Origin of the sequence: Thermomonas paludicola, from assembly GCF_024498955.1 — a bacterium.
Taxonomy (GTDB): Bacteria; Pseudomonadota; Gammaproteobacteria; order Xanthomonadales; family Xanthomonadaceae; genus Thermomonas; species Thermomonas paludicola.
This window is the reverse complement of the sequence record NZ_CP093311.1, coordinates 255,712-267,642: the sequence shown is the minus strand read 5'-3', so window position 1 is coordinate 267,642 and position 11,931 is coordinate 255,712. Positions and strand designations below refer to the sequence as shown.

Sequence of the window (11,931 nt, the reverse complement as noted above, 5' to 3'; positions counted from 1 at the left end):
CAGTTTATGCGATCCGCAGCGCGTGCCAGCGCGCCAGCCCCTGCAACACCGCATCCGGCGCCCAGACGTGCGTTGGCAGGCGTTCGCGAAGCAGCGGCGCGCCACCACCATGCAGATACAAGCTCACCGCTTCGCCAAGCAGCACCTGCGCGGCATGCAGGCTCTGTTCGACCAGCGCCAGCGCTGCCCCCTCGCAGCCGGAAGCCAGCGCGTGATCGGTGTCATCGGCGAATGCCGCGTAGCCTCCGCCCGCCACCGGCAGCTGCGCGGCGCGCGCGTGCAGGCTTTCGCGCATCAGCTGCGGCGACGGCGCGATGCGGCCACCGCGATGGCGCCCGCCGGCATCGATCAAGTCGATGGTCAAGGCCGTGCCGACACCCGCCACCAACCGCGCACCGCCGCCGCAGGCCGACAGCATCGACAGGAACCGGTCCACGCCGAGATGCGAAGGGTCCGCATAGGCGATTTGCAGCGGCCCCAGCGCAGATTCGGCATGCACGCAATGCAGGCGCACGAAGCGCGCGCACAGCGCCTCCAGCAGCGCCGTCCTGCGTGCCATCGACGCCACGCTGGCGATGCAGGCCACCTCGCCGTCGGGCAGCGCGGCCAGCCAGTCGCCGGCCGCGTCGTGGGCGACAGCCCGCACGTCGCCAATACCGCCATCGGCCAACAACGGCGCGCATTTCAGGCGCGTGTTGCCGAGGTCGAACAGCCATGTCGTCATGCGCGCACGCTCACGTCACCGGCATGCACGCAGCGCTCACGTCCGGCTTCGTCACGCACGCGCAGCGCGCCGTCATCGGCAAGGCCAAGAACCTGCGCGTCCCACGCCTGCCCTGGCTCATGCACCCGCACCCTGCGTCCAGCCAGCGCGTCCAATGCCGCGTATCGCGGCAGGAATCCCGCCAACCCCTGCGCATCAAACTCCTGCAGCGCCGGCAGCAACCTCGCCAGCAGCATCGCCACCACTGCGCTGCGCGATGGCAAGGCTTGCGCAAGCGCAGCCAGCTCCGTCCAGGGCTGGTCGATCCCCGCCGCCGCAGGCGGAATCCGCACATTCACGCCGATGCCGACCACCGCCCGCACGGCGCCACCGGCTTCGCCTCCGCCCTCCACCAGCAAGCCGCCGAGCTTGCGCAAACCATCGCCCTCCCCGATCACCAGATCGTTTGGCCACTTCAGCCGAACCTGGGTGAAACCGAGTGCATGCAGCGCTTCACAAGCGGCAACACCGGCCACCAGACTGAGCCCGCCAAGCCGCGCCAAGCCGCCCGCAAAACGCCGCCCCAGCGAGAGCGAGATCTGGGCCGCCAACGGCGATTCCCAGCGGCGCCCACGGCGGCCGCGCCCACCCGTCTGACGCTCGGCCAGCAACGCCGCGCAGCCGTGTTCCGGGGTTTGCCGGCGCAGCAATTCGCTATTGGTCGAATCCAGCGACCAGGCCACGTCCAGCGTTGCCAGCGCCCCATTCACCGACACCGGCAGCGCGGCACGAATGGTCGCCGCATCCAGCAGATCCAGTGACTGCGCCAGCCGGTAGCCGCGGCCTGGCGAAGCTTCAATGGCTACACCCAGCGCGCGCAATGCATCGATGCGTTTCCACACCGCCGCGCGGGTCAGCCCGGCCTCCTGCGCCAGTGCATCACCGCTGACCGGGCCCGCACGCAAGCGCAACAGCAGCGCACGCTCCTGCTCCGCACTCATGCGCGCATTCTCAGGCGATGCAACAGCCGCGCGCGTTCAAAGCGCGACTCGTTGCCCCGCCACAGACGCTGCAAATTGGCGCGATGGGTGAATGCAAGAAACAGCGCCACGCCGATGGCAAACAGCATGCGCGTGCCATCGATCCCCAGCAGCCAGCCCCACAGCGGCAGGCTGGCAGCGGCCAGCACGGTGGCCAAGCCGACATAGCCGGTAAGGCCCAGCACGAGCAGCCAAACCGCGACCAGCAACGGCACCGACAGCGGCCACAGCAGCAGCAGCGCCCCGACTGCGGTCGCCGCCCCTTTGCCGCCACGAAACCCGTGCCACAGCGGCCACACGTGCCCTGCCACGGCCGCGCCCGCCGCGCCATATGCCAGCACGTCCGGCGTGACCATGGCATCGGCCGGCGCCAGCCGCAGGGCCAGCCAGACCGCCAGCGCACCCTTGCCGACATCAAACGCGACCACCTGCAACGCGAACCTCCATCCAAGCGTGCGCAGCGCATTGGTGCCGCCCGCATTGCCACTTCCGTGCTGGCGGATATCGACATCGCGCAACCGCCCCAGCAGCAGGCTGCCCGACAGCGCGCCCAGCAGGTAGGCGAGCAACAGCAGCAATCCTGCAGAAAGAGTCGGCGGCATGCCGCTCATGATACGGGCGCGGGCTGCAGGCCCACGAGCAGCGTCCCCGGCCCCGCATGCGCGCCGATGCCCGGCCCCACTTCCACCACTTGCGCCTCGCACACCGGCAGGCGCGTCCGCAGCGCGTCGAGCAAACGTTCGGCGTCGGCAAGCGCATCGGCATGCCCCACGATCAGCCGCCAACCCGCGGTTGCGGGCACGCGCCGCGCCACATGGCGAGCAAACGCCTCGGCGGCCCGGCGCCGTGCAAACAGCCCGCCGGCCACCTTCAGCAAGCCATCCGGATTGACTGCGGCAACCGGCATCAGCCCACTGAAACGCATCACCGGCGCCGCCCAGCGCGGAATGCGCCCGCCGCGCACCGCGTGCCTGATGTCGCGTGCCATCGCCCAGGTCAGGGTCAACGGTTTCAACCGCGCCAGCTCTGCCTCGATCGCCTGCATGTCCGCGCCGGCCTCGGCCAATTCACCGGCGCGCCAGGCCAGCAGCGCCTGGCCCACGCTGGCGTTGCCACTGTCGAAGCAGTGCAGCGGCCTGCGCTGCCCGCGCGCCGCCGTTTCGGCCGACTGCAGCGTGCCGGACAGCGGGCGCGACAGGCCCACATAGACGCCGCCCGGCTGGTAGCCAAGCACATGCTCGAAGACCCGGCGGAAGTCGCCGGGGGGCGGTTGGCTGGTCTGCGGCAGCCCCGCACTGGCGGCCATCCGCCGATAGAACTCGGCGGCGGTCAGGCCCAGCCGGTCCAGATAGTCGCGGCCATCCAGGCTCACCCGCACCGGCACCACGTGGATGCCGAAACGCTCGGCGATCGCGGGGGGCAGGTCGGCCGCACTGTCGGTGATCACCGCGATCCGCGCCGGCGACTCCACGCTGCGCTGCTGCAGGATCATGTCGTCGGCCTTCATCGCCTGCAGCTGCCCGAACCCGGCGCAGACGTCGAACAGCACTTGCGGCGACCCCGCATGCCCATGCACGCGCACCCGGCTGTTGCTGCCGGCCACCACCAGCGAATCGATGCCCGTTGCCAGCAATGCAGCGCGCAGCGCGTCGCGATCGATGCCCTCGCCAACCAGCAGGCATTCGGTGCAATAGCGCCGCTGCGGGTCCACGTCCTGGTGCAGGTGCGGGATCACTTCAGTTTCGCCCGCCGGGGCCGCCGTGCCGCGCAGGCGCAGCACACGCGGGCCGTCCTGCGCATAGTCGGAGATGCCCTCCAGCCAGTCCACGAACCCGCGCGCACCGGCATCCACGACGCCGGCCTTCTGCAGCAGCGGCAACTGCTTCGGGGTCTCTGCCAATGCCGCTCGCGCGCGCTGCAGGGCGCTGGAGAAAGCAGTTCGCGGGCTGTTGCCAAGGCGCTTCGCGCTTTCTTCCAGCGCATCGGAAAAGGCCGCGATCACGCTCAGGATGGTGCCTTCCACGGGCTGTGCCAGCGCGGCACGCGCGCTGTCCGCACCGCGCCGCACGGCCGCCACCAGCGCCGGCAGATCCAGCGTCGGCAGGCTGCGCGCCTGCTCGGCCAGCCCCGCCAGGAACTGCGCCATGATCGCCCCGGAATTTCCGCGCGCACCGTCGATGGCATCGTTGCCCACCCGCGTGAGCAATTCGCCGATATGCCGGCTGCGGCGACTCAAGGCGCCGCTCAAGACGCAGCCCAGGGTCGAGGCGAGGTTGCTGCCGGTGTCGCCGTCCGGCACCGGGAATACATTGATGCGGTTGAGCTCGTCGCGGGCCGCAATGACCCGGTGGGCGCCGGCAATCAGCGCGCGGCGCAGCGCGGCGGCGGTCACGACGGCGGCGGACTGGCCATTCAGCGTGGTGTCGATCATGCGTTCAGTTTGCAGAGGATGCGTCGATCACGCTTGCTGCGTTGCAGCAGCCCGCGTCCGATTTCGCTGCTATATTTCGATGCGGGGACATGCGCTTGGCATCTCCCGATTCCTGCCGGGTATCTCTCATGCGCATCCCCACGATGCATCAGTTGCTTGCTTGTTTCGTCCTGACTGGCGCGTTCGGGCATGCGGGCGCCTACGAATTGCGGCATCCAGCCACGGAAAGCGCAGCCGGCAGCGATGTCGTTTCAGTCCCCGCGGAGCGCCCCGACGATATCGACATCGATGCCGCCGTGACCGCCAGCCGCGCGCAACACCCGTCCAAGCCCAAGGCACAGGCCCCGGCGCTGCCGACGCGGACCGCGGGCGATACCCGCACGATGCCTTCGCGCTTTCACAGCTTCCTGCCGGGCATGTTTCGCTGAGCGAACCGCGCGCGGACTCCACGATGCCGCTGGCAAGGCGCTTACAGACCGCTTGGCAGCACCACCTCGAAACGCGCGCCACCCAGCTCCTGCGAGCGCCCGACCTGCAGCTCGCCGCGATAGCTCCTGACGATGTCCTGCACGATCGACAGGCCAATGCCGTGGCCCTGCACGCGCTCATCGCCGCGCACGCCACGCTGCAGTACGTAGGCGATGCGGTCATCGGCAATGCCGGGGCCGTCGTCCTCCACGGTGAGCACCACGCCTGCGCGACGGCCCGGCACTTGCGCGCCCTCCGTCACGGTCAGCAGCACCCGTGACCTGGCCCATTTGAACGCGTTTTCCAGCAGGTTGCCGAGCAGCTCCTGCAGGTCACCGGTTTCGCCGTAGAACCGCGCATCCGGCGCGATTTCGAACTCGCACAACACACCCTTGCCGGCGTACACCTTCTCCAGCCCCACCACGATCTGCTCGGCCTGCGGCTCGATCTCGATCGGCGCCGCGAACAGCTGGTGGCCGGAGCGCGCCGCGCGCGCCAACTGGTACGACACCAGGTCGTTCATCCGCCGCAGCTGCGTATCCACTTCCACGCGCAGCTCGGCCTCGCCGGTGTCGCTGTCCAGGCGCGTGCGCAGCACCGCCAGCGGTGTCTTCAGGCTGTGCGCCAGATCGGCCAGCGTGTTGCGCTGGCGCTCGAGGTTTTCGCGCTCGCTCTGGATGAAGGCATTGATGCTTTCGGTCAGCGGTTCCAGCTCGCGCGGGTGCGCATCGCTCATCCCGGCAGCCGTACCCGCCTGCACGCGCTTGAGATCGTCGATCACGTCGCGCAGCGGGCGCAGGCTCCAGCGCAACACCAGCACCTGCAGCAACAGCAGCACGGCGCCCGCACCGCCCAGGTAGCGCCACAGCGCGGCGCGGAACGCCGCCACCTGCCGCCCCAGCGCGGTGGTGTCTTCCATGATGTAGACGGTATAGGGAATTTCGCGCCCACTGGCGTCGGCATCCGACCACAGCAAGCCATAGCCGAAGCGGTACACCTCGCCGGGCGTGCCGTTGATCCGGGTGATGGGCAACGGCCCTTCGAGCTGTTGCTGGCCCGGCCCCAGCATGGCGCCGTCCGGCAGCTTCGGCCCCTGTGCCGAATCCGACTCCCATTGCCCCGAGTCCAGCACGATCTGCGCATACAGCCCGCTGCCGGGCCGTCGGAAGCGCGGGTCCGGCGGATCCCACGGCGGGATCACGCTGCCGTCGCGGGCGAAATCGCTGCTGGCGTAGGCCAGCGCATAGCTGTGCAGGCGCTCGCGCATGCCGCTCTGCGCGGTGCTCTGGAACGCGCGATCCAGTGCGTAGCCGGCCAGCGCAAGGAAGGCGATCAGGCCCAGGCTGGCCGCCCAGACCTGGCGCGAGCGCAGTGAGCGCGGCTGGGCGATGCGCAGCCGCCGCGCGCGGGGCGCGGGGCGCGGATCCGGTTCAGCAGGCGCGGGCGTCATGCGCCTTGCAGCAACCCGGGGTTATTCGCCGCTGCGCGCGATGGCGAAGCGATAGCCGCGGCCGCGCACGGTCTCGATGGGCTTCAGCTCACCGTCCGGGTCGAGCTTCTTGCGCAGGCGGCCGATGAACACTTCCAGCACGTTGGAATCGCGATCGAAATCCTGCTGGTAGATGTGCTCGGTGAGGTCGGCCTTCGACACCAGCTCGCCCGCGTGCATCATCAGGTATTCCAGCACCTTGTATTCGTAGCTGGTCAGGTCCACGTTGGCGCCACCCACGCTGACGGTCTGCGCGGCCAGATCCAGCATCACCGGCCCGCATTCCAGGGTGGGCTTGCTCCAGCCTGCGGCGCGACGCACCAGCGCATTGACGCGCGCCAGCAATTCCTCGACGTGGAAGGGCTTGACCAGATAGTCGTCGGCCCCCTGCTTGAGGCCATCCACCTTGTCCTGCCAGCTGGAGCGCGCGGTCAGGATCAGCACCGGGAACTTCTTGCCTTCCTCGCGCAGCGCGCGGATCAGCTCCATCCCGCTCATCTTGGGCAAGCCAAGGTCGATGATGCCCACGTCAAACGGCACTTCGCGGCCCATGTACAGGCCCTCTTCGCCGTCCTGGGCGGCATCCACCGCGTAACCTTCGCGCTTCAGCCGCGCGGCCAGGGTTTCGCGCAACGGGGCTTCGTCTTCGACGAGCAGGATTCGCATGGTGACTCCTTGGAAAGCTGTCTGGAGGAAAAACGCGCGCCTTGGCGCGATCAATCGTCGTCGTCGCGCTTGGATCGCTGCTGCCCGCCGCTCGTGCGCGACGGCTCCTGCATGAACACCCGCACGCGCCCCTGATCATCCACGACCTTGACCCGGTGCATGTCGCGCCCGTCGTACTGGACGCGCTCGGCCGACAGCACTTCGCCGCGGGTCGTGCGTTCCACCCGGCGCACCGCATCGGACAACGCCTCGCGCGGCGGGCGATCCGGACCACGATCCTGGCTCCTGTCGCGCTGCGGTGGCACCGGGGCCTGTTGCGCCCAAGCCGACGCCACCGGCAATGCCGCCAGAATCGAGGCGGCAAGCAGGTTGGGCAATGCAGAATGACGACGGGACATGGCGGTTGCACCGGGCAGCGTGGGACAAGGGCATTCTTGGAAGGACGGGGTGAACCCCCCCTGAAGTTTCCTGAACAGGATACCCCGCCGTTCAGCGTCTTGCCGCGCAATGCTCAATAGATCTCGCCGATGCAGCAGCGCAGCGAGCCGCCGGCGGCCTCGATGGCATCCAGCGCCACCGTTTCCAGCCGCAACCCGGCATCGGCCAACACCTGTCGATGCGCGGGTGTCAGCGCCGCGCCGGCCGCGGCGCTCATCCACACCGAATCCTGCGACAGCGCAATGCAGTTGCCGGCGAACGCGGCATGTTCGGCATCACTGCACACCACCGCATGTGGCGCGTACAGGTGGGCGATGGCGTCGGCCACCGCCGCATCGGCAAACCCGCGCGGGCACACCACCGCCGCCCGCCCGGCCAGCACCGCCAGCACCACGTTGGTGTGGTATTCGCCGGCCGCCAGATCAAACATCAGGGTGGCGCGCAGCCCGAATGCCTCGTGCATCAGCCGCGCACCGGCCTCGTCGCAGCGCTCTGACAGCCCGCAGAAGCCGAGCCCGCGCGCACGATCGATCACCAGCGCGCCGGTCAACTCACAGGGGCTGGCCTGCGCGGACAGGTCGATTTCCCGTCGTCCCAGCACGTCGCGGAAGAACGCCCGGATGTCGCCACGCGTGGCTTCGCGCTGCCGCACTGGGTGACGCATGCGGCCAACCACGTAGCGCCCGGCCGCCGTGCCGAACACATTGTTCGGAAATACCGCGTCGGGCGTTTCCGGATTGCCGGCGAAACAGATCGCGGGCACGACCCGCGAGATGGCGCGCTGCAGCTCGCGATGCTGCGCCGACGCGCGCGCGGCATCGAAGGCGGCCGCATCGGCCATGTAGGCGTTGTCCTGCGCGGACTGTTCCGCCAACGAAAACCCGTCCGGGGCAACCAGAAAGGCAGCGTGCGCGGTGGCCGGGCCAAAATCGCTTGCGGCATTGCGTGCCGCGGCAGAAAACGCATCAAGATCACGGGTAATCATGGTCGCTCAAGGTCACTGTTGCGGGAGGATTCGGCAGGCGCCAGCGCACGCTCAATCAGCGTCCAATCGGCACCCGGCTTGTGCGCGCCTTCGCTGAGGATTTGCCGGAAGGCCCGGCCACCGTACTCGCCCGAAAACAGGCCGAGCAGGTGGCGGGCAATGTGCTTGAGCAGCGCACCGGCTGCAAGCTGTCGCTCGACGTAGGGCCGATAGGCGCGCAACAGGGCACCGCGCGACTGCAGCGCGCCGCCGAACCACGCCACGTCCAACTGATGCAGCAGATACGGCGTGTGGTACGCGGCGCGTCCCAGCATCGCGCCATCCACATGCGCCAGATGCGCGGTGGCTTCCCCGGCGTCGGCAATGCCGCCGTTGACGATGACCTGCAAGGCCGGGCGCTCACGCTTGAGCCGATAGGCCCAGTCGTAACGCAGCGGCGGCACTTCGCGGTTTTCCTTCGGGCTCAGCCCCTTCAGCCAGGCATTGCGCGCATGCACGACGAACATCCGGCAGCCCGCCTCGGCAATGGTGTCGATGAAGGCGAGGAAGTGCTCCCACTCGTGGTCGTCATCCACGCCAAGCCGGCATTTCACCGTGATCGGCACGCCCGGCACCGCGGCGATCATCGCCGCCACGCTGTCCGCGACCAGCGCCGGCTCGCGCATCAGGCACGCGCCGAACCGCCCGGCCTGCACGCGGTCGGACGGGCAGCCGCAGTTGAGGTTGATCTCGTCATAGCCCCAGTCGGCGCCGATCCGCGCCGCCTGCGCCAGCAGCGCCGGCTCGCTGCCACCCAGCTGCAGCGCGACCGGATGCTCGCCGGGGTCCATCGCCAACAGCCGCGCGCGATCCCCGTGGATCACCGCGTTGGCGTGCACCATTTCGCTGTACAGCCGCGCATGCGGCGCCAGCAGCCGGTGGAACACGCGGCAGTGCGAATCCGTCCAGTCCATCATCGGGGCGACGGACAGGCGCAGCTGATCGGCGGGGATGGCGGGCGAGGCGGTCATCGGCATGCATTGTACGGAGCGGGCCGCGGGCGGTGCCGACCCCGATGCGCGACAATGGCGCTTTGCTGCTTGCCCAGTCCAACACCATGAACAACAGCTACCGCAAATACCTTCCCGGCACCGCGCTGGACTACTTCGATGCCTGCGAGGCGGTGGAGGCGATCAAGCCTGGCGCTTGGGCGGCCCTGCCCTACACCGCGCGGGTGCATGCCGAAAACATCGTGCGCAAGGCCGAGCCCGCCCGCATCAACGACTATCTGGTGCAGTTGATCGAACGCCGCCGCGACCTGGATTTCCCGTGGTTCCCGGCGCGGGTGGTCTGCCACGACATCCTCGGTCAAACCGCTTTGGTGGATTTGGCGGGCCTGCGTGAAGCCATCGCCGCGCAAGGCGGTGACCCGGCGCAAGTGAACCCGGTGGTGCCGGTGCAGCTGATCGTGGATCACTCGCTGGCGGTGGAAGCCCCCGGCTTCGACCCGCAGGCGTTCGCCAGGAACCGCGCCATCGAGGATCGCCGCAACGTGGACCGCTTCGATTTCATCGAGTGGTGCCGGCTGGCGTTCGACAACGTGGACGTGATCCCGGCCGGCAACGGGATCATGCACCAGATCAACCTGGAAAAGATGTCGCCGGTGATCTACACGCAGGACAGCGTCGCCTTCCCGGACACCTGCGTCGGCACCGACAGCCATACCCCACACGTGGATGCGCTGGGCGTCATTGCAGTGGGCGTGGGCGGGCTGGAAGCGGAAAGCGTGATGCTGGGCCGCGCCTCGATGATGCGGCTGCCCGACATCGTGGCGGTGGAGCTGGCAGGCAAGCCGGGCCCCGGCATTACCGCCACCGACGTGGTGCTGGCGCTGACCGAGTTCCTGCGGCAGCAAAAAGTCGTGGGCGCCTATCTGGAATTCCGTGGCGAAGGCGCCTCCGCGCTGACCATCGGCGACCGCGCCACGATTTCCAACATGGCGCCGGAATACGGTGCCACCGCCGCGCTGTTCTTCATCGACGACAACACCCTGGACTATCTGCGCCTGACCGGCCGCAGCGATGCGCAGGTGGCGCTGGTGGAGACCTATGCCAGGACGCTGGGCCTGTGGGCCGACGACCTGAAGTTCGCGCAGTACGAGCGCACCTTGCACTTCGATTTGTCGTCGGTGGTGCGCAACATGGCCGGCCCGTCCAATCCGCATCGCCGCCTGCCGGTGAGTGCGCTGCAGGAGCGCGGCATCGCCGACACCGCCAAGCTGGCGGCGGCGCATGCCGAGGAAGCCGACGGCCTGATTCCCGACGGCGCGGTGATCATCGCCGCCATCACCAGCTGCACCAATACCTCCAACCCGCGCAACGTGATCGCCGCCGCGCTGCTGGCGCGCAACGCCAACGCGCGCGGACTGACCCGCAAGCCGTGGGTGAAGTCCTCGCTGGCGCCCGGCTCGAAGGCGGTACAGTTGTACCTTGAGGAAGCGAACCTGCTGTCCGAACTGGAAACGCTGGGCTTCGGCATCGTCGGCTTTGCCTGCACCACCTGCAACGGCATGAGCGGCGCGCTGGATCCCGCAATCCAGAAGGAAGTGACCGAGCGCGACCTGTACGTCACCGCCGTGCTGTCCGGCAACCGCAACTTCGACGGCCGCATCCATCCCTATGCGAAGCAGGCGTTCCTGGCCTCGCCGCCGCTGGTGATTGCCTATGCCATTGCCGGCACGGTGCGCTTCGACATCGAAAAGGACGTGCTGGGCATCGACGCGCATGGCAACGAGGTCCGCCTCCACGACATCTGGCCCAGCGACGCCGAAATCGACGCAGTGGTGAAAGCCAGCGTCAAGCCGGAGCAGTTCCGCCGCGTGTACGACCCGATGTTCGCGCCGCGCCACGACGGCGGCCGCGCCAAGCCGCTGTACGACTGGCGCGAGATGAGTACCTACATCCGCTGCCCGCCGTACTGGGAAGGCGCACTGGCCGGCGAGCGCACGCTGCGCGGCATGCGCGCGCTGGCGGTGCTGGGCGACAACATCACCACCGACCACCTCTCGCCGTCGAACGCGATCCTGCGCAGCAGCGCGGCTGGCGAATATCTGGCGAAAATGGGCCTGCCGGAAGAGGACTTCAATTCCTACGCCACCCATCGCGGCGACCATCTCACCGCGCAGCGCGCCACCTTCGCCAACCCCAAGCTCATCAACGAAATGGTGGTCGTCGATGGCGAAGTGAAACAGGGCTCGCTGGCGCGGATGGAGCCCGAGGGCACGGTGGTGCGGATGTGGGAAGCCATCGAAACCTACATGCAGCGCAAGCAGCCGCTGATCATCATTGCCGGCGCCGATTACGGGCAGGGCTCCAGCCGCGACTGGGCCGCCAAGGGCGTGCGCCTGGCAGGCGTGGAGGCCATCGTCGCCGAGGGCTTCGAGCGCATCCACCGCACCAATCTGGTCGGCATGGGCGTGTTGCCGCTGCAGTTCCAGGCCGGCACCACGCGCAAGACGCTGGGCATCGATGGCAGCGAAACCTTCGACGTGCTCGGCGACGCCGCGCCCGGCGCCACCCTCACGCTGGTCATCCGCCGTCGCAACGGCGACACCGTGGACGTGCCGATGACCTGCCGGCTGGATTCGGATGAAGACCTGTTGATCTATCAGGCGGGCGGCGTGCTGCAGCGGTTCGCGCAGGATTTCATGGCAGCCAGCAGCGCCGGCTGAAC

General features: G+C 68.7%; 11 protein-coding genes. 2 read left to right on the top strand and 9 right to left on the bottom strand.

From position 1 onward, the window contains the following. Nucleotides 1-4: 4 nt before the first annotated feature. Genes LIW09_RS01185 through LIW09_RS01170 form a run of 4 tightly spaced genes read right to left on the bottom strand, consistent with a single transcriptional unit; the run spans nt 5 to nt 4,174 of the window. Nucleotides 5-724 (bottom strand): type III pantothenate kinase, encoded by a 720-nt coding sequence (locus LIW09_RS01185; protein ID WP_256646173.1) that lies wholly within the window; start codon nt 722-724, stop codon nt 5-7. Further along, nucleotides 721-1,704: a biotin--[acetyl-CoA-carboxylase] ligase gene (locus LIW09_RS01180; protein WP_256646172.1), complete on the bottom strand. Its 984-nt coding sequence runs from the start codon at nt 1,702-1,704 to the stop codon at nt 721-723. Before LIW09_RS01180 ends, LIW09_RS01185 begins: the two co-directional genes overlap by 4 nt. Then, complete coding sequence (plsY, locus tag LIW09_RS01175) at nt 1,701-2,345, bottom strand: glycerol-3-phosphate 1-O-acyltransferase PlsY (protein ID WP_256646171.1); 645 nt, start codon at nt 2,343-2,345, stop codon at nt 1,701-1,703. Before plsY ends, LIW09_RS01180 begins: the two co-directional genes overlap by 4 nt. 5 nt (nt 2,346-2,350) lie before the next feature. Then, on the bottom strand, nt 2,351-4,174 hold the full coding sequence (locus tag LIW09_RS01170; RefSeq protein WP_256646170.1) for a DegV family protein: 1,824 nt from the start codon (nt 4,172-4,174) through the stop codon (nt 2,351-2,353). Nucleotides 4,175-4,302: 128 nt separating this feature from the next. Between LIW09_RS01170 and LIW09_RS01165 the strand changes: the two genes are divergently transcribed. Next, on the top strand, nt 4,303-4,602 hold the full coding sequence (locus LIW09_RS01165; protein WP_256646169.1) for a hypothetical protein: 300 nt from the start codon (nt 4,303-4,305) through the stop codon (nt 4,600-4,602). Nucleotides 4,603-4,643: 41 nt separating this feature from the next. On the opposite strand, the gene LIW09_RS01160 is transcribed toward LIW09_RS01165, so the two are convergent. From LIW09_RS01160 to dusA, 5 genes are all read right to left on the bottom strand, one after another. Further along, nucleotides 4,644-6,092 (bottom strand): ATP-binding protein, encoded by a 1,449-nt coding sequence (locus tag LIW09_RS01160; protein WP_256646168.1) that lies wholly within the window; start codon nt 6,090-6,092, stop codon nt 4,644-4,646. Nucleotides 6,093-6,113: 21 nt separating this feature from the next. Next, the gene (locus LIW09_RS01155; protein ID WP_256646167.1) at nt 6,114-6,797 is read right to left on the bottom strand and encodes a response regulator transcription factor; all 684 of its coding nucleotides are present in this window, start codon (nt 6,795-6,797) and stop codon (nt 6,114-6,116) included. Between the two features lie 50 nt (nt 6,798-6,847). After that, the gene (locus LIW09_RS01150) at nt 6,848-7,195 is read right to left on the bottom strand and encodes a PepSY domain-containing protein (protein ID WP_256646166.1); all 348 of its coding nucleotides are present in this window, start codon (nt 7,193-7,195) and stop codon (nt 6,848-6,850) included. 113 nt (nt 7,196-7,308) lie between these two features. Next, entirely contained in the window at nt 7,309-8,220 is a 912-nt protein-coding gene (locus LIW09_RS01145; protein WP_256646165.1) for an arginine deiminase-related protein, read from the bottom strand. Then, the gene (gene dusA, locus LIW09_RS01140) at nt 8,217-9,230 is read right to left on the bottom strand and encodes a tRNA dihydrouridine(20/20a) synthase DusA (protein ID WP_256646164.1); all 1,014 of its coding nucleotides are present in this window, start codon (nt 9,228-9,230) and stop codon (nt 8,217-8,219) included. Before dusA ends, LIW09_RS01145 begins: the two co-directional genes overlap by 4 nt. An 86-nt stretch (nt 9,231-9,316) precedes the next feature. Here dusA and acnD point away from each other — a divergent pair, with 86 nt between their 5' ends. Further along, the gene (acnD, locus tag LIW09_RS01135) at nt 9,317-11,929 is read left to right on the top strand and encodes a Fe/S-dependent 2-methylisocitrate dehydratase AcnD (protein WP_256647107.1); all 2,613 of its coding nucleotides are present in this window, start codon (nt 9,317-9,319) and stop codon (nt 11,927-11,929) included. The last annotated feature ends 2 nt before the right edge of the window (nt 11,930-11,931 follow it).

Coding starts and splice junctions, on each gene's coding strand:
- plsY (WP_256646171.1), bottom strand. CDS start 2,345: ATGCCGCCGACTCTTTCTGCAGGATTGCTGCTGTTGCTCGCCTACCTG.
- LIW09_RS01170 (WP_256646170.1), bottom strand. CDS start 4,174: ATGATCGACACCACGCTGAATGGCCAGTCCGCCGCCGTCGTGACCGCC.
- acnD (WP_256647107.1), top strand. CDS start 9,317: ATGAACAACAGCTACCGCAAATACCTTCCCGGCACCGCGCTGGACTAC.
- LIW09_RS01185 (WP_256646173.1), bottom strand. CDS start 724: ATGACGACATGGCTGTTCGACCTCGGCAACACGCGCCTGAAATGCGCG.
- LIW09_RS01145 (WP_256646165.1), bottom strand. CDS start 8,220: ATGATTACCCGTGATCTTGATGCGTTTTCTGCCGCGGCACGCAATGCC.
- dusA (WP_256646164.1), bottom strand. CDS start 9,230: ATGACCGCCTCGCCCGCCATCCCCGCCGATCAGCTGCGCCTGTCCGTC.
- LIW09_RS01160 (WP_256646168.1), bottom strand. CDS start 6,092: ATGACGCCCGCGCCTGCTGAACCGGATCCGCGCCCCGCGCCCCGCGCG.
- LIW09_RS01155 (WP_256646167.1), bottom strand. CDS start 6,797: ATGCGAATCCTGCTCGTCGAAGACGAAGCCCCGTTGCGCGAAACCCTG.
- LIW09_RS01150 (WP_256646166.1), bottom strand. CDS start 7,195: ATGTCCCGTCGTCATTCTGCATTGCCCAACCTGCTTGCCGCCTCGATT.
- LIW09_RS01165 (WP_256646169.1), top strand. CDS start 4,303: ATGCGCATCCCCACGATGCATCAGTTGCTTGCTTGTTTCGTCCTGACT.
- LIW09_RS01180 (WP_256646172.1), bottom strand. CDS start 1,704: ATGAGTGCGGAGCAGGAGCGTGCGCTGCTGTTGCGCTTGCGTGCGGGC.